Below are 15922 nucleotides of genomic sequence, written 5' to 3'. Positions count from 1 at the left end.
CGGCCGCGGCCGGTCCCGGCGTGCTCGCGCGGGCGCCCGTGGCCGCGCCGGAGCGACCCGCGAGGGGAAGCAGGACGCTGGGCCCGCGCGCTCCGAGCAGGAGCAGCGGATCCTCGTAGCGGTCCTGGCCCCGGCGGGCCCCCAGATGCAGACATGCCCCGTCCGCGCAGTGCCCGCCCTGCGCCTCGAGCGCGCCCACCACCTGCCCGGCGCGCACCGCCTCTCCCACGGCGACCTGCGCCGTCACGGGCTCGTAGGTCGAGATCAGTCCGTCGGCATGCTGGATCGACAGCACGGGACGCCCGGCGAGCATGCCGGCGAAGCGGACGGTCCCGTCCTCGACCGCACGGACCTCCGGCCCGGGAGCGAGCACGTCGATCCCGCGATGACCCGGCCCCCAGCGGCTCGCGGGCGGTTCGAAGGCCCGCACGACGGGATGCGGCTCCCCGACGGGCCATAGCCAGCGCGGCGCGCCCGGCTCCCCGCCGGCCGGAGCCGCAGGCAGCAGCAGGAGCGCCAGCAGCATCGTCGCCACCATGAGCACCGTTGCGTGCCCGGAGGCCGGGACGGGGCGGAGGCGGGGGAGGGAGCGGCGCATGCCCGCCACGCTCCCCCATCCGGACCGTCGAGGGAAGGGCGGGAGGCGGGGTGTGGACGGAGGGGCCATGGGGAGGAGGGGCGGCTGCACACCCTGCGCGCCGTCGGTCCCGCGCGGTCGGCCTCGGGCATCGACGGCGCGAGGGGCCCCGTCGGGATCGACATCGTCCGTCCCGCCGCGGAGCCGCTCCCGCGACGTGACCCATCGCGCGCGCCGGGCCACACGGATCGCGGCGGGCATCCGATAAGATCGCTCTGGCATCCGGTCCGTCCGGATGACTTCGCGTGCCCAGCAGGGACGCCCGGACCATCGGTCCCCTCCGGGGGCGGCCCGGGACCCGGGCACCAGGCCCCGCACCATCCCGGTCGGGGGAAACCGAGATATCAGGTCCGGCGCGATGACCGCGGACGCCCTCCGGGTGCGCCGCGCGAGCCCCGGACCGGGAAAAGGACACCATGGCAGTCGTCACCATGCGCCAGCTCCTCGAGAGCGGCGTCCACTTCGGACACCAGACCCGTCGCTGGAACCCGAAGATGAAGCGCTACATCTTCACCGAGCGCAACGGCATCTACATCGTCGACCTGATGCAGACGCTCACGTACATCGACAAGGCGTACGAGTTCGTGAAGCAGACCGTCTCCCACGGCGGCTCGATCCTCTTCGTCGGCACCAAGAAGCAGGCGCAGGAGTCGATCCGCGAGCAGGCCACCCGCGTGGGCATGCCCTACGTGAACCAGCGCTGGCTGGGCGGCATGCTCACCAACCTGCAGACGGTCTCCCAGCGTGTGAACCGCCTCAAGGAGCTCGAGCAGATCGACTTCGACGATGTGGCCGCCTCCGGCCACACGAAGAAGGAGCTGCTCATCATGCGCCGCGAGAAGGACAAGCTGGAGAAGACCCTCGGCGGCATCCGCGACATGGCCCGCACGCCCTCGGCCGTGTGGATCGTGGACACCAACAAGGAGCACCTCGCCGTCGACGAGGCGCAGAAGCTGAACATCCCCGTCGTCGCGATCCTGGACACCAACTGCGATCCCGACGAGGTCACCTACCCGATCCCGGGCAACGACGACGCGATCCGCTCCGTGACCCTCCTGACCCGCGTGGTGGCCGACGCCGTCGCCGCGGGCCTCCAGGAGCGTCACGCGAAGTCGACGCAGCAGGGCGAGAAGAACGTCTCCGCCGTCGAGCCGCTGGCCGAGTGGGAGCAGGAGCTCCTCAAGCAGTCCGAGGTCCAGCAGTCCGAGGCCCCCGCCGAGGAGGCCCCGCTGCAGGCCGAGTCCGCCGAGGCCCCCGCGGCAGAGGCCCCCGAGGCCGAGTGATCGTCGCCGCGGGGAGGCCATCCGCCTCCCCGCGGCGCCGATACGGCACTCCACTTCTTCTCTCATCCCCACCACCCCCAGGGAGACACACATGGCGAACTACACCGCCGCCGACATCAAGGAGATCCGCGAGGCCACCGGCGCGGGCATGCTCGACGTCAAGAAGGCGCTCGACGAGGCCGAGGGCGACAAGGCGAAGGCCGTCGAGCTCATCCGCGTGAAGGGCCTGAAGGGCATCGCCAAGCGCGAGGGCCGCGCCGCCTCCGAGGGCCTCGTGGCCTTCGCCGTGCGCGAGGTCGAGGGCGGCCAGCAGGGCATCCTCGTCGAGCTCAACTCCGAGACCGACTTCGTCGCCAAGAACGACAAGTTCGTCGCCCTCGGCGACGAGGCCGTGGCCGCCGCCGTCGAGTCCGGTGCGACCGAGCCCGAGCAGCTGGCCGACACCCCCTTCGGGGAGGCGCTGACCACCGCCGGTGCGACCATGGGCGAGAAGATCGTCGTCCGTCGGATCGGCCGCGTGCAGGGCGAGGTCGTCACCTCGTACATGCACCGCACCAACAAGGACCTCCCCCCGCAGGTGGGTGTCCTCGTCGCGACCGACGCGGCCGCCGCCGAGGTCGCGCGCGACGTGGCGATGCACATCGCGGCGTTCTCTCCGCTGTACCTCAGCCGTGAGGAGGTCCCCGCGGACCTGGTCGAGAACGAGCGCCGCATCGCCGAGGAGACCGCGAAGAACGAGGGCAAGCCCGAGAAGGCCCTGCCCAAGATCGTCGAGGGGCGCCTGAACGGCTTCTTCAAGGAGAACGTCCTGCTCGAGCAGGCCTTCGCGAAGGATCCGAAGCAGACCGTCGGGAAGGTCGTCGAGGCCTCGGGCGGCACGCTCACCGGCTTCGTGCGCTTCCGCGTCGGCAACTGACCGCCGCATCGCCCCTGCGCCCCCGCACCCTCGGTGCGGGGGCGCACCGGCACAACCACCGATGACCCGCAGCGGAAGGACCCATCCATGACCCAGACCTTCACCTCCCCGATCCCCGTCCTCCCCAAGCGGGGCGACGGCCGGCGGGTCCTGCTCAAGCTCTCGGGCGAGGCCTTCGGCGGCGGCGCCGTGGGCGTGGACCCGGACGTCGTCTCCCGCATCGCCGGGGAGATCGCCGAGGGCGTCGCCCAGGGGATCGAGTGCGCGATCGTCGTCGGCGGCGGCAACTTCTTCCGCGGCGCGGAGCTGTCCCAGCGCGGCATGGACCGGCGCCGCGCCGACTACATGGGCATGCTCGGCACCGTCATGAACTGCCTCGCGCTCCAGGACTTCCTCGAGCAGAAGGGCGTCTCCACCCGGGTGCAGACCGCGATCACGATGGGCCAGGTCGCCGAGCCGTACCTCCCGCTGCGCGCCGTCCGCCACCTCGAGAAGGGGCGCGTCGTGATCTTCGGCGCAGGCGCCGGGATGCCGTACTTCTCGACCGACACCGTCGCCGTGCAGCGCGCCCTCGAGATCGGCTGCGACGAGGTGCTCATGGCGAAGAACGGCGTCGACGGCGTCTACAGCGCCGACCCCCGCTCGAACCCCGATGCGGTCAAGCTCGAGCACGTGACCTACGCGGAGGCGCTCCAGCGGGGGCTGAAGGTCGTCGATGCGACCGCCTTCAGCCTGTGCATGGACAACGCCCAGCAGATGATGGTCTTCGGGCTGGACCGCTCCGGCAACATCACCCGCGCCATGCAGGGGGAGCGGATCGGCACCGTCGTCACCGGCGGCTGAGCCGAGTGCCCGCGGGCGCCCTCCGCCGAGTCGCGCGCCCGCACCCCGCCCCTGCCCGCCCCGGGGGCGTCGCTCCCGCGCCGGAGCCGCCCGTGGGGGAGAATGAACCCTGAGAACCGCTGCAACCATGAGGAGCACACCGTGAGCGACGACGTCGCCGGCATCCTGAAGGACGCCGAAGCCAAGATGTCCAAGTCCGTCGAGGTGACCAAGGAGGACTTCACCGCGATCCGCACCGGGCGTGCCAGCGCGGCGATGTTCCAGGGCATCGACGTGGAGTACTACGGAGCGCCCACGCCGCTGAACCAGCTCGCCTCGCTGCAGTTCCCCGAGGCGCGCACGGTCATCGTCACCCCCTACGACAAGAGCGCCATGCAGGCCGTCGAGACCGCGCTGCGCGAATCCGATCTGGGCGTGAACCCCACCAACAACGGCGACAACCTCCGCGTGGTGCTGCCTGCGCTCACCGAGGAGCGCCGCCGCGACTACATCAAGCTCGCCAAGAACAAGGCCGAGGACGGGAAGGTCGCGGTCCGCGGCAGCCGCGGCAACGCCAAGAAGGCCATCGAGAAGCTGGTCAAGGACAAGGAGATCGGCGAGGACGAGGGGACCCGCGCCGAGAAGGAGCTCGAGGCCCTCACGAAGAAGTTCATCGAGCAGGTCGACGTCGCCCTCGCGGCGAAGGAGACCGAGCTGGCGACGGTCTGACCTGCGAGCAGGTCCAGTCGTGAGCACTCCGCAGCCGTCCCGGGAGACCCCCCGCACCGCCCCCGCCCCGGCGGGGGCGGTGCGGGGCGAACCCGCCGTCGGCCTCGTCAGCCCGGGTCCTCCCACGGGCGGGATCCGTCACAGCGAGGTCCTCGCGCGGGCTCGGGAGGCCGATGCCCTCTCCCGGGTCCAGGCGGCACGGAACCCCGTCCCGGCGCCGCCGCCCCCGGACGCGGGGCGGGCCGGCCGCAATCTGCCGGCCGCGATCGGCGTCGGCATCGGCCTCGGTGCTCTCTTCCTGGCCTGTCTGTTCCTGGTGCCCGCCGCCATGCCCGGCCTGGTGGGCCTCGGCGTGGTGCTCGGGACCCTCGAGCTGACACGTGCGCTCGGCCAGGGCGGGCTGCGGATCCCGGCGATGCCCGTCATGGTCGGCGGCGTCGGCATGGTCGTGTCCACGGTCGTGTTCGGCGTGGACGGGCTCATGGTGGCCATGGCGGTCGCGATCTGCGTGCTCATCATCTGGCGGGCCTCGGAGTCGATGGGTCTGCCGGCGCTGCGCGACGTGTGCGCCGGGGTCCTGACCCTGACATGGATCCCGTTCCTCGCCTGCTTCGTGCTCCTGCTGCAGGAGCGACCGGACGGCGCGTTCGCCGTGCTGCTCGCGGTCGTCGTCCCGGTGCTGAACGACATCGGCGGCTATCTCGCCGGGGTCCTGTTCGGACGGCATCCGATGGCTCCGAGCATCAGCCCCAAGAAGAGCTGGGAGGGCTTCGCCGGCTCGCTCCTGTTCGGTGCGGGCAGCGCGGTCGCCGTGGTCGTCCTGGCGATGGGCGGCCCCTGGTGGATCGGCCTGCTCCTCGGCGTCGTGCTGGTGCTGATCTCGACCTGCGGCGATCTCGCCGAATCCCTCATCAAGCGGGACCTGGGCATCAAGGACATGGGGCATCTGCTCCCGGGCCACGGCGGGGTCCTCGACCGTGTCGACTCGATCCTGCTGGCCGCCCCCGCCACCTACATCCTCCTGGAGATCCTGCTCCCATGAACCGTCCTCTGCCCGATCCCGTGCCCCGCTCGGCGGCGCTGCCCGACCTCTCCCGGGAGGCGATCCCCGGCGAGAGGATCGCGCTCGCGCCCGGGCAGCTGCAGCTGCGGCCCACCCGTCGCGGCAAGCCGCCGGCGCACCTGGCGGACCTGACGCTCGCCGAGCGCCGCGAGGCCGTCGTGGAGATGGGGCTGCCCGCCTTCCGCGCCAACCAGCTGTCCAAGCACTACTTCGACCACGCGCAGGTCGATCCGGAGACGCTCACCGACATCCCCAAGGACCTGCGAGCCGCGCTGGTCGAGCGCTTCTTCCCGCCCCTGCTCGAGCTGGTCTCGATGCAGAGCGCGGATCACGGGGCGACCCAGAAGATGCTGTGGCGGCTCTTCGACGGGTCCCTCGTCGAGTCCGTGCTCATGCGCTACCCCGGACGCGTGACGCTGTGCATCTCCTCGGAGGCGGGCTGCGGGATGAACTGCCCCTTCTGCGCGACCGGGCAGATGGGGCTCACCCGCAACCTCTCCGCCGCGGAGATCCTCGAGCAGGTGCGCATCGCCAATGCGAAGCTCGCCGCCGGGGAGGTCCCCGCCCGCGAGGGCGAGACCGCTGCGAGCCGCGTCACGAACATCGTGTTCATGGGCATGGGGGAGCCGCTGGCGAACTACCGCCCGGTCGCGACCGTGTGCAAGCGGCTGAACGCCCCGTCGCCGGAGGGCTTCGGGATGAGCGCGCGCAGCATCACCGTGTCGACCGTGGGGCTCGCCCCGGCGGTCCGCAAGCTGATCAAGGAGGAGATCCCGGTGACGCTCGCGGTCTCCCTGCATGCCCCGGACGACGAGCTGCGCAACGAGCTGGTGCCGATCAACACGCGCTTCGACGTCGAGGAGATCCTCTCCGCCGCCCATGAGTACTTCGAGGCCACGGGTCGCCGGGTCAGCATCGAGTACGCGCTGATCCGCGACATCAACGACCAGGCGCATCGGGCGCAGCTGCTGGCGGACCGCCTGATCGCCAAGGGAGGCACGGGCTGGGTGCACGTGAACCCCATCCCGCTGAACCCGGTGAAGGGCTCGAAGTGGACGGCCTCGGATCCCTTCGTGGAGAAGGCCTTCGTCGAGACGCTGCGGGAGGCGGGGATCCGCACCACGATCCGCGACACCCGCGGCTCCGACATCGACGGCGCCTGCGGCCAGCTGGCCGCGGAGATCCTCGAGTCCGATGCGCATCGCGCCGACCGCGAAGCACGGGTCGCCCGTGTCGAGGCGATCGCGACCCGCGCCTCCTGAGACGCCGTAAGGGCACGGCACCCCGGGCCCTCGCAGCGACCTGATCTACTGTGGTGACCGTTCCGGCACCGAGGAAGGACCCTCCCGTGAGCACATCTTTCGAGCGAGTCTCGCGCTTCAGCGTGGGTTATGCGTCCGCGGAGGTCGACGACTTCCTCGCGCGAGCACGCAGCGCCTACGAGAGCAAGGACCCCTCCTTCGACGGCTCCGACGTCGCCACCGCGAGCTTCGGCACCGAGCGCGGCGGCTATGACATGCGCACCGTGGACGAGGCCCTGGATCGCCTCTCCGACGCCTTCGCCCTGCAGGCGAGGGACGAGGCCATCGCCGCTTCCGGCGAGGCCGCGTGGATCGCCCAGCTGACCGAGCGCGCCGAGGCGCTCAAGGAGCGCCTCGAGCGCCCGGCCGGGCTGCGCTTCGCCCCCGCCGCGCCGGGGGATCCCGCCTACGACCGGACCGATGTCGACGCCCTGTGCGATCAGCTGGTCTCCTACTTCACCGATGGTCTGCCCATGAGCGTGGACGACGTGCGCCGGGCCGCCTTCCGCCGCCGTCGCGGGGCGGAGGGGTACCAGGAGGCGGTCGTGGACGTGTACCTGGATCATGTCGCGGATGTGATGGCGTCCGTCCCGTGATGCGCGAGCGATGAGCGTCCTGCTGTTCTCCCTGGGCGTCCTCGTGGTCGGCCTGGGGCTCGCGGCCTCGATCGCGCTGCACGAGCTGGGGCACCTGCTCCCGGCGAAGGCCTTCGGCGTGCGCGTGACCCAGTACATGATCGGCTTCGGGCCGACGCTCTGGTCGCGTCGCCGCGGCGAGACCGAGTACGGCGTCAAGGCGGTGCCGCTGGGCGGATACATCCGGATGATCGGCATGTATCCGCCGCATCGGGGCGAGGCGCCGGGGACGATCCGGGAGGATTCGACCGGCTTCCTCCAGCAGATGGCGGCGGAGGCGAAGGAATGGGAGGCCGAGCAGTACGGCCCCGAGGAGGCGCATCGGACCTTCAGCGCCCTCGCCGTGCCGAAGAAGCTCGCGGTGATGCTGGGCGGGCCGCTCATGAACCTGCTCATCTGCGTCGTGCTCACGACCGTGCTGCTGTGCGGGATCGGCCTGCCGGGCATCACCCCGACGGTCTCCGCGGTCTCGCAGTGCGTGCTGCCGGCCGATGCCCCCGAGGGGACTGACTGCGACGGCATGCCCGAGGCCCCGGCGGCGGCCGCCGGGATCGAGCCCGGCGACGTGCTGCGCAGCATCGACGGGCAGGAGATCCGGCGCTGGGAGGACGTGACCTCGGCGGTGCGCGCCTCCGGCGGGTCCGAGGTCGAGATCGTCCTCGAGCGTGACGGCGAGCAGCTGACCCTGCAGGCGGAGCCGATCATGGACGCACGCCCGGTGCTCGATGCCGACGGCGCCGCCGTCCACGACGCGAACGGGGGCCTGGTGACCGAGGAGGTGGGCTTCCTCGGGGTGGCAGGGACCCGTGACCTGGTGCGCCGCTCCCCGGCGGAGGTCCCCGGCATGGTCTGGGACACCTTCACCGGCACCGCGCGGATCGTGGTGAGCCTGCCGGCACGGCTGTGGGAGGTGGGGGAGGCGGCCTTCGGGGACGAGGAGCGCGACCCCAACGGGCCCATCGGCGTGGTCGGCGTGAGCCGGCTCGCCGGGGAGGTCGTCGCCGCGGAGCAGCCCGGGTTCGCGCTGCGGGAGAAGGTCGCGACGCTGCTGTCGATGCTGGCCTCGGTGAACATGGCGCTGTTCGTCTTCAACCTGATCCCGCTCATGCCGCTGGACGGGGGCCATGTGCTGGGGGCGCTGATCGAGGGGGTGCGCCGATGGTTCGCGCGCCGGCGGGGATCCGCCGACCCCGGCCCGGTCGACATGTCGCGTCTGCTGCCGCTCACCTACGCGGTGGCGCTCTGCTTCGCCGCGATGACGGTGCTGCTGCTGTATGCGGACATCGTCGATCCGATCACCCTGTTCGGGTCATGAGGGCTCCCGGTCCGACGGCTCCCGGGGCGCCGCGGCGGCATCGCGTCGTGCCCCATACTGGGGCGATGATCTCCTGCGATCCGACCTCCTGCGACGGGCCCGGCTGCTGAGATGGCGATGTTCCGGCGCGGCGAGCCGCGTGTGAGGCCCGTGCGCCATGGCGCGGAGGCCGTGGCGCTCCGCCTCGCCCTGCGGGACCCGCTGCGGCACGCCCTGCCCGGCGCGCGGCTGGCGGAGCTGCGGGGCACGGCGAGCCTCCCGCAGGAGTTCAGCCTCGTCGGACCGGACGCGGAGCCGACGGGCCTGCTCTGGCACGGGGTGAACATCGCGCCGATGGCGCAGGACCCGGCGGTCCTCGACGAGCTCGCGACCGCGGTGCTGTCCATGCGCCGCCGTGCGAGCTCGATCGTGGGGGAGCGCTCCGCCGTGGCCCGCATATGGCGGACCCTCGCCCCGGCCTGGGCGCCGGCGGTGCGAGAGTACCGGTGGAGCCAGCCGTTGCTGGTCGCGGCGGCCGATGCGGGGCAGCCCCCGGTGCTGGATGCCCGGGCGGGGGAGGGCCCGGGCCTGCGGCCCGCCCGCCCGGAGGAGGCCGAGGCCGTCTACCACCATGCCGTCGCCATGTTCCGCGAGGAGGTCGGGACGGACCCGACCTCCTTCGACGGAGGCCGGGCCTACTGGGCGCGGGTCCGCTCGCTGATCGGTGCGGGGCGCACCTACATCGTGGTGCGGGACGAGCAGATCATCTTCAAGGCGGACGTGGGGGCGGTCTTCGGCCCGGTCGCGCAGATCCACGGCGTCTGGGTCCCTCCCGCGCATCGCGGTCGGGGCGTGGCGAGGTCGGCCATGGCCGACCTGGTCGCGCAGGTCCGACGCGACCACGCCCCGCAGGTGTCTCTGTACGTCAACGACTTCAACGTCCCGGCCCGCCGTGCCTATGCCGCGGCCGGCTTCGTCCAGGCCGGGGAGCTGACCACGATCCTGTTCTGAGATCGAGGTCGGGCCCGTCCGGCCCCGGGAGGAGCCTCAGGCGCGGGCGAGGACCGTGAGCACGTGCCAGTGCTTGGGCCCGGCGAAGGAGCGCCCCTCGTGCTCGCGCTCCTCGAGGTCGAGCACGTCGAGCCCGTCCAGCAGCTCCTCGACCTCGGTGCGGGAGAGGAAGGTCCCCTCGTGGCCGGCCCATCCGTCGCGGTCGCCGAAGAGGTCGAGGGCGAGGACTCCTCCGGGCTGCACGGCCTCGCGGATCCGCCGCCACAGGTCGGGGAACGCCTCGCGCCGCGTGAAGGGCAGCGTCGCGCAGGACAGCAGGAGATGGCACGGCGGGAGGACCAGCCCGGGGTCCTCGAGGGAGACGGTCCGGTGCGTGACGGGGGCTCGGGCGGCGAGCTCGCGCATCGGCTCCTCGACGCTCGGATCCGCGTCGTAGCTGCGGACCTCCCAGCCCAGACCCGCGAGATGCGCGGCCTCGATCCCGATCCCGCTGCCCAGCTCGACGGCGGTCCGCCCTGCCGCGGGGCCGGCGAGCTCCGCGCCGCGCAGCGCGAGCCGTCGCACCGGCCGCCCCCGCTGCGCCGCGTTGTACTGCGAGAAGCTGCGGGTGGCGGCGGCAGGCGGCATGGCGGCGGGGGCGCGGTCGGAGGGCGTCATGCCCCGAGCCTAGGCGGGACCGCGCCTGATGCGCAGGATGGCCGCCGCGCAGGCCCGCCTCCACTAGGATTGGCGGGTCACCATCCTGTTGAAAGGCCGATCCATGATCCGCATGTCCTCGTCGTTCATCCGCACCCTGCGCGAGGATCCCTCCGACGCGGAGGTCGCCAGCCACAAGCTGCTCGTGCGCGCCGGCTACATCCGTCGCAGCGCCGCCGGGGTGTACACGTGGCTCCCGCTGGGCCTGAAGGTGATGCGGAAGGTCGAGGAGATCGTGCGGGAGGAGATGGACGCCGCGGGCGGCCACGAGGTCCTCTTCTCCGCGCTGCAGCCCCGCGCCCCCTACGAGGCCTCCGGGCGCTGGGAGGACTACGGCCCGCTGCTGTTCCGCCTCAAGGACCGCCGCGGCGAGGACTACCTGCTCGCCCCCACGCACGAGGAGATGTTCGCCCTCGCGGTCAAGGACCTGTTCTCGTCCTACAAGGACCTGCCGATCACGCTGTACCAGATCCAGTCGAAGTACCGCGACGAGGCGCGTCCCCGCGCGGGCCTGCTGCGGGTGCGCGAGTTCGTCATGAAGGACGCCTATTCCTTCGACGTGTCCGATGAGGGCCTGGACGCCTCCTATGCCGCGCAGCGCGAGGCCTACCAGCGGATCTTCGGGCGCCTGGGCCTGGAGACGGTGATCTGCCAGGCCGACGCCGGGGCGATGGGCGGCTCCCGATCCGAGGAGTTCCTGCATCCCACGCCGGTGGGGGAGGACACCTTCGTGGTCTCCGACGGCGGCTACGCGGCGAACGTCGAGGCGGTCACGACGACCCCGCCCCCGGCGCTGTCCCCGGAGCAGATCGCGGCCCTGCCCGCAGCGCATGTCGAGGACACGCCGGGGGCCTCCACGATCGCGGCCCTCACGGACTTCTCCAACGAGGTGTTCCCGGGTCAGGGCCCCGTCGCGGAGTCGGGGGAGTGGACCCGCTACGAGATGCTCAAGCACCTCGTGTACCAGCTGACCCTGCCCGACGGCACGACCGAGCCGCTCGTCATCGCCATCCCCGGCGATCGCGAGGTCGACGAGAAGCGGCTCGAGGCGGCCGTGTCCCCCGCGACCTTCGCGGCGTTCGGACCCGAGGACTTCGCGAAGCACCCGGTGCTGAAGAAGGGCTTCATCGGCCCGGAGGGCCTGGGCCTCGAGTCGCCCTCGAGGATCCGCTATCTCGTGGACCCGCGGGTCGTCCCCGGCAGCCGCTGGGTCGCCGGGGCAGGCCAGGAGGACCGGCACGTCTACGACCTCGTCTTCGGCCGCGACTTCACCGCCGACGGCACGATCGAGGCGGCCGAGGTGCGCGACGGCGATCCGGCGCCCGACGGCTCCGGGCCGCTGCGCCGCACCCGCGGCATGGAGATGGGGCACATCTTCCAGCTGGGCCGGAAGTACGCGGAGGCGCTCGACCTCAAGGTCCTCGACGAGAACGGCAAGCAGGCGACCGTGACGATGGGCTCCTACGGCATCGGCGTGACCCGTGCGGTCGCGGCGCTGGCGGAGACCCACCACGACGACAAGGGCCTGGTGTGGCCGCGCGCCGTGGCGCCGATGGACGTGCACGTGCTGGCGACCGGCAAGGATGCGGCGATCTTCGCAGAGGCGGAGCGCATCGCCTCCGAGCTCGAGGCCCGCGGGATCACGGTGCTGTACGACGACCGGCCCAAGGTCTCCCCGGGCGTGAAGTTCAAGGACTCCGAGCTGCTCGGGATCCCGACCTCGGTCGTGATCGGCCGCGGTCTCGCCGAGGGCACCGTCGAGGTCCGCGATCGCGCGAGCGGCGAGGTCGATCTGGTCTCGCCGCAGGACGTCCTCGCCCGCGTCGAGGCGGCCGTCCGCGGCGCCTGAGCCCCGGCCGATCGCCTCCCGGGGCCCGGCTCACTCCTCCTCGAAGGAGGGCAGCGCCTCGAGCGCAGCGAGCCGCGGTCCCAGGGAGGCCGCCTCGGCGAGCGCGGCGAGGATCGGCAGCGGGCGCCGCGCGAACGGCGCCGCGCCGACCAGCGCGAGATGCGTGACCAGCAGGTCATGCGCCGCCGTGTCCGGCCAGGACTCGGCCCCGGACGCGTCCGCGAGGGCCTCCGGCAGCGGATAGACGGCTTCGCGCAGCGGTACCGGGGCCCCCTCCTCCTCGGCGATCTCCGCGAGGCGCTGCGCCCGTGTGCGATGCTCCTGGCTCGCCGCCCGATGCGCGTCGCGCTCCGCTCCCGCGGTGCGGGCGGCGAGCACCTCCCGGACGTAGCCGACGAACCATTCGTCGCGCTGCGCCGTCTCGATCGTGCTGTGGAAGTCGACCTCCGCACCGATCGTGGGCGGGTCGTCCTCCGGCACCTCGCGCGTGGGCACCACCTCGTCCTCCGTCGGCAGCGGGCGGAGCTGCGCCGCCGCGGCCGGGAGCAGGGAGGCGACGCGGGCGCTGGACCACGCGGCGGAGGCAGCGATCGCGGCGACCGGGCGGGCGAGGGACCCCGAGACCTGCCGGGCGGCCCGGATGCCGAGATCACGCAGCGTCATGAGGGAGGCGACGAGGGACGCGGCGTCGCCCGTCCCCGGCTCCGGCGAGGCGCCACCCGCATCGGAGGACGCGGAGGCGGTCGGCTGCTCCCCGCCGGCGTCGGAGGTCGAGGCGGCCTCGGCCTCGGCCCCCGTCAGCAGGGCCGCTCGCTGCACGCGCAGCACGCCGTCGAGATGGGCCGCGAGGTCGCCGTGCTCCGCGGCGAGGTCCTCGGCCTCGGAGCAGCGCAGCAGAGCCTCGTCGATCGCGGCGAGCAGGTCCTCCCGATACAGGTCGTCGATGCCCACCGGCGGCGGCGTGAACGGCGCGGGCTGCCCGAGGCGGAGCGGCCCGCAGGCCGCGAGGGCGGCGACGACCGCGGCGGCGGCGCCGGTGCGCAGCACCTGCCGACGGGAGGGGCTCGCGGGCAGGAGGGGCGGCGGGGAGACGGACACGGTGCTGATTCTCGCATCTGCCCGGCGCGGCCTCGTCGCAGGACCGTCTCGCAGGCGCCACAGGCTACTCTTGGGACAGAGGCCCGCCGCCGCGCGGGAAGGCCCCGGGCGCGCCCGGGCGCCGCATGACAAGTCAAGACGAGGAGAGCTCCGCATGAACGACGAGCAGACGATCCCGAACCTGGACGGACCGGTCTCCTCGATCCTCGCCGGGCACGAGCTCGTGCTGGAGGAGCTCGCGATGCGCCGCCGCGGCGGCGCCCTGGAGATCCGCGTCGTGGTCGACCTTCCCGAGGACCGGATCGGCAGCGCCGACCTGGACACGGTCGCGGAGGCGTCCCGCGAGATCTCGGAGCTGCTGGACGCGGACGAGTCCCTCATCGGCCCCGGCCCCTCCGTCCTCGAGGTCACGACCCCCGGCGCCGAGCGCCCCCTCACCGAGCCCCGCCATTTCCGGCGCGCGCGCACGCGGCTGATCCGCCTCGTGCGCACCGACGGCACGGAGCTGCTGGCCCGGCTCGAGGACGTCGACGGCGACGTCCTGCGCCTGCGGCCGCAGCGCCCCCTCGACTCCCGCGGCAGGCCGCAGCGCCTGCCCGAGGGCACCCCGGAGGTCCTCGACCTCCCGATCGCGGACGTCGAGCGGGCCCGGGTGGAGATCGAGTTCTCCGCTCCGGCCGGCGGAGGCGCCGCGATCACCGAGAACCCTGCGAAGGAGCGCTGACATGGACATCGATATGGGAGCTCTGCGGGCGCTGGAGCGCGAGCGGGACATCAGCCTGCCCGTGCTGCTGGACGCGATCCGTCGTGCGCTGCACGCCGCCTACCTGCATACGGACCATCCGGTCAAGGACTCCGAGGTCATCATCGACGAGCACACCGGCGCCGTCTCCGTGATGGCCCGCGAGCTCGACGAGAACGGCGCGGTCGTCGACGAGTGGGACGACACCCCGGAGAACTTCGGCCGCGTCGCCGCATCGACCGCCCGCCAGGTCATCTTCCAGCGGATCCGCGAGCTCGAGGACGAGGCCGTGCTCGGCGAGTACGCCGACCGCACGGAGGACATCGTCTCGGGCGTCATCCAGCAGGGCCGGGACCCGCGGATGGTGCTGGTGGACCTGGGCGGGGTCGAGGCCGCGCTGCCCGTGCACGAGCGGGTGCCGGGGGAGGACTACTCCCACGGGCGTCGCATCCGCGCCTATGTCGTCGAGGCGCGCCGCGGCATGAAGGGCCCGCAGATCACGCTCTCGCGCAGCCATCCGAACCTGGTGCGCCGCCTGTTCGCCCTCGAGGTCCCCGAGGTCGCGGACGGCTCCGTCGAGATCGCGGGCCTCGCCCGTGAGGCGGGGCACCGCACCAAGATCGCGGTGCGGGCGACGGTCCCGGGCCTGAACGCCAAGGGCGCCTGCATCGGTCCGATGGGCGCCCGCGTGCGCGCGGTCATGAACGAGCTGGGCGGGGAGAAGATCGACATCGTCGACTTCGACGAGGACCCCGCCTCGTACGTCGCCCACGCCCTCTCGCCCGCGCGGGTGACGAGCGTCGTCGTGATCGACGAGGTGGGCCGCGCGGTGCGCGCGACGGTCCCGGAGAACCAGTTCTCGCTCGCGATCGGCAAGGAGGGGCAGAACGCCCGCCTCGCCGCGAAGCTCACCGGCTGGAAGATCGACATCCGGCCGGAGGGGTCGGCAGGCGGAGTAGCGCATATCGCCCCGGCGCCGTCGTTCGGGGATGAGGGCCGCTGAGACCAGCGGTCCGCCGGGCGGGATGCGATGTGTCCCACGCCTCCCGGGACCGCATCCGGCGGATCCGGTCCGCTACACTGGGGAGGCTGTTCTCGGACGGACCCGGTCGCCTGCGATCGGGGAGCGGACGGGAAGCGCGGGATGAGGAGGTGCGGGAGTGGGTCATCGCTCGCAACGCACGCCTCCTCGGCGCACATGCGTCGGCTGCCGTCAGGTCGCCCTCCGCGCGCAGCTGCTGCGTCTGGTCCGGGAGGATCCCCTCCCCGGGGCCGTGCCGCGCGTCCGCGTCGACCCCTCGGGATCGGCACCCGGCCGCGGGGCGTGGATCCACCCCGAGGCGCAGTGCCTCGACCTCGCCATTGCGCGGGGCGGCTTCGCCCGGTCCTTCCGGAGCGCGGTCGACACCGGGCATCTCGAGGGACACCTCGAGGCGTCCGCCCCCACCACATCGTGGAAAAGGTAGAAGAACCATGGACATCCGATGAGTACTCGACAATGAGCACCCTCAGGAATTGACGGTCCGCGCCCTCTTGTCGGCCGGACCGAGACAGGAGAATTGTGGCTAAGGTCCGCGTCCACGAGCTCGCCAAGGAGCTCGGACAGCCGAGCAAGGTCGTTCTGCAGAAGCTGCAGGACATGGGCGAGTTCGTCCGTTCCGCCTCATCGACCATCGAGGCACCCGTCGCCCGTCGGCTGCGCGAGCAGTTCCCGGGCGAGAAGTCCGGCGGCACCCCCGCCCCCGGCACCCCCAAGCCCGCCGGCGCCCCCCGGCCCGGTGGCGGCTCCGTGCCCAAGCCCGGCTCGAAGCCGGCCCCCCGTGCCCAGGCACCGGCGGAGCCCGCA

At 72.6% G+C, this 15922-nt stretch carries 17 protein-coding genes; 14 read left to right on the top strand and 3 right to left on the bottom strand.

The genetic code is table 11. The annotated features are described in order from the left end of the window. Positions 1-598 (bottom strand): murein hydrolase activator EnvC family protein (locus ACFFF6_RS19610; protein WP_376983209.1); only part of this gene is annotated, 598 nt, incomplete at its 3' end. A 455-nt stretch (positions 599-1053) separates the two neighbouring features. Between ACFFF6_RS19610 and rpsB the strand changes: the two genes are divergently transcribed. From rpsB to ACFFF6_RS19565, 9 genes are all read left to right on the top strand, one after another. Next, positions 1054-1920 carry a 30S ribosomal protein S2 gene (gene rpsB / locus ACFFF6_RS19605; RefSeq protein ID WP_376983208.1) on the top strand — a complete coding sequence of 289 codons (867 nt, stop codon included), beginning with the start codon at positions 1054-1056 and terminating at the stop codon, positions 1918-1920. 91 nt (positions 1921-2011) lie between these two features. Next, entirely contained in the window at positions 2012-2836 is an 825-nt protein-coding gene (tsf, locus tag ACFFF6_RS19600) for a translation elongation factor Ts (RefSeq protein WP_376983207.1), read from the top strand. A gap of 87 nt (positions 2837-2923) precedes the next feature. After that, positions 2924-3679 carry a UMP kinase gene (gene pyrH, locus ACFFF6_RS19595; protein WP_376983206.1) on the top strand — a complete coding sequence of 252 codons (756 nt, stop codon included), beginning with the start codon at positions 2924-2926 and terminating at the stop codon, positions 3677-3679. Positions 3680-3820: 141 nt separating this feature from the next. Continuing rightward, complete coding sequence (frr, locus tag ACFFF6_RS19590) at positions 3821-4387, top strand: ribosome recycling factor (protein ID WP_376983205.1); 567 nt, start codon at positions 3821-3823, stop codon at positions 4385-4387. Between the two features lie 19 nt (positions 4388-4406). Beyond that, positions 4407-5429, top strand: coding sequence for a phosphatidate cytidylyltransferase (locus ACFFF6_RS19585; RefSeq protein WP_376983204.1), 1023 nt, complete (start codon positions 4407-4409; stop codon positions 5427-5429). Then, positions 5426-6712, top strand: a complete 1287-nt coding sequence (rlmN, locus tag ACFFF6_RS19580; RefSeq protein ID WP_376983203.1) for a dual-specificity RNA methyltransferase RlmN — start codon at positions 5426-5428, stop codon at positions 6710-6712. The genes ACFFF6_RS19585 and rlmN overlap by 4 nt, the downstream gene beginning before the upstream one ends. A gap of 86 nt (positions 6713-6798) precedes the next feature. Beyond that, the gene (locus ACFFF6_RS19575; RefSeq protein WP_376983202.1) at positions 6799-7347 is read left to right on the top strand and encodes a DivIVA domain-containing protein; all 549 of its coding nucleotides are present in this window, start codon (positions 6799-6801) and stop codon (positions 7345-7347) included. A 10-nt stretch (positions 7348-7357) separates the two neighbouring features. Beyond that, positions 7358-8701, top strand: coding sequence for a M50 family metallopeptidase (locus tag ACFFF6_RS19570; protein WP_376983201.1), 1344 nt, complete (start codon positions 7358-7360; stop codon positions 8699-8701). Between the two features lie 111 nt (positions 8702-8812). Next, positions 8813-9691 carry a GNAT family N-acetyltransferase gene (locus tag ACFFF6_RS19565; RefSeq protein WP_376983200.1) on the top strand — a complete coding sequence of 293 codons (879 nt, stop codon included), beginning with the start codon at positions 8813-8815 and terminating at the stop codon, positions 9689-9691. Between the two features lie 36 nt (positions 9692-9727). Here the strand turns inward: ACFFF6_RS19565 and ACFFF6_RS19560 are convergent, their stop codons facing one another. Next, the gene (locus ACFFF6_RS19560; RefSeq protein WP_376983199.1) at positions 9728-10348 is read right to left on the bottom strand and encodes a class I SAM-dependent methyltransferase; all 621 of its coding nucleotides are present in this window, start codon (positions 10346-10348) and stop codon (positions 9728-9730) included. Positions 10349-10451: 103 nt separating this feature from the next. Here ACFFF6_RS19560 and ACFFF6_RS19555 point away from each other — a divergent pair, with 103 nt between their 5' ends. Continuing rightward, the gene (locus ACFFF6_RS19555) at positions 10452-12236 is read left to right on the top strand and encodes a proline--tRNA ligase (RefSeq protein ID WP_376983198.1); all 1785 of its coding nucleotides are present in this window, start codon (positions 10452-10454) and stop codon (positions 12234-12236) included. A 30-nt stretch (positions 12237-12266) separates the two neighbouring features. Here ACFFF6_RS19555 and ACFFF6_RS19550 read toward each other — a convergent pair whose 3' ends face one another. Then, positions 12267-13334 (bottom strand): DUF4439 domain-containing protein, encoded by a 1068-nt coding sequence (locus ACFFF6_RS19550; protein WP_376983197.1) that lies wholly within the window; start codon positions 13332-13334, stop codon positions 12267-12269. A 154-nt stretch (positions 13335-13488) separates the two neighbouring features. Here ACFFF6_RS19550 and rimP point away from each other — a divergent pair, with 154 nt between their 5' ends. The 4 genes from rimP to ACFFF6_RS19530 all read left to right on the top strand — a co-directional run. Continuing rightward, positions 13489-14058 (top strand): ribosome maturation factor RimP, encoded by a 570-nt coding sequence (rimP, locus tag ACFFF6_RS19545; protein WP_376983196.1) that lies wholly within the window; start codon positions 13489-13491, stop codon positions 14056-14058. Between the two features lies 1 nt (position 14059). Next, positions 14060-15079 carry a transcription termination factor NusA gene (nusA, locus tag ACFFF6_RS19540; RefSeq protein WP_376983195.1) on the top strand — a complete coding sequence of 340 codons (1020 nt, stop codon included), beginning with the start codon at positions 14060-14062 and terminating at the stop codon, positions 15077-15079. 157 nt (positions 15080-15236) lie between these two features. Then, positions 15237-15542 (top strand): YlxR family protein, encoded by a 306-nt coding sequence (locus ACFFF6_RS19535; RefSeq protein WP_376983193.1) that lies wholly within the window; start codon positions 15237-15239, stop codon positions 15540-15542. Positions 15543-15637: 95 nt separating this feature from the next. Next, positions 15638-15922, top strand: a 285-nt coding sequence (locus tag ACFFF6_RS19530) for a translation initiation factor IF-2 N-terminal domain-containing protein (protein WP_376983192.1), incomplete at its 3' end; no start/stop codon positions are given.

Origin of the sequence: Brachybacterium hainanense (genome assembly GCF_042434575.1) — a bacterium.
In the GTDB taxonomy this organism is placed as follows: Bacteria; Actinomycetota; Actinomycetes; order Actinomycetales; family Dermabacteraceae; genus Brachybacterium; species Brachybacterium hainanense.
This window is presented reverse-complemented; position numbering and strand designations above follow the sequence as displayed.

Excerpts from the sequence above, each read along its gene's own strand:
- rpsB (WP_376983208.1), top strand. The coding sequence starts at position 1,054 with ATGGCAGTCGTCACCATGCGCCAGCTCCTCGAGAGCGGCGTCCACTTC.
- ACFFF6_RS19560 (WP_376983199.1), bottom strand. The coding sequence starts at position 10,348 with ATGACGCCCTCCGACCGCGCCCCCGCCGCCATGCCGCCTGCCGCCGCC.
- ACFFF6_RS19555 (WP_376983198.1), top strand. The coding sequence starts at position 10,452 with ATGATCCGCATGTCCTCGTCGTTCATCCGCACCCTGCGCGAGGATCCC.
- pyrH (WP_376983206.1), top strand. The coding sequence starts at position 2,924 with ATGACCCAGACCTTCACCTCCCCGATCCCCGTCCTCCCCAAGCGGGGC.
- nusA (WP_376983195.1), top strand. The coding sequence starts at position 14,060 with ATGGACATCGATATGGGAGCTCTGCGGGCGCTGGAGCGCGAGCGGGAC.
- rimP (WP_376983196.1), top strand. The coding sequence starts at position 13,489 with ATGAACGACGAGCAGACGATCCCGAACCTGGACGGACCGGTCTCCTCG.
- tsf (WP_376983207.1), top strand. The coding sequence starts at position 2,012 with ATGGCGAACTACACCGCCGCCGACATCAAGGAGATCCGCGAGGCCACC.
- ACFFF6_RS19570 (WP_376983201.1), top strand. The coding sequence starts at position 7,358 with ATGAGCGTCCTGCTGTTCTCCCTGGGCGTCCTCGTGGTCGGCCTGGGG.
- rlmN (WP_376983203.1), top strand. The coding sequence starts at position 5,426 with ATGAACCGTCCTCTGCCCGATCCCGTGCCCCGCTCGGCGGCGCTGCCC.
- ACFFF6_RS19565 (WP_376983200.1), top strand. The coding sequence starts at position 8,813 with ATGGCGATGTTCCGGCGCGGCGAGCCGCGTGTGAGGCCCGTGCGCCAT.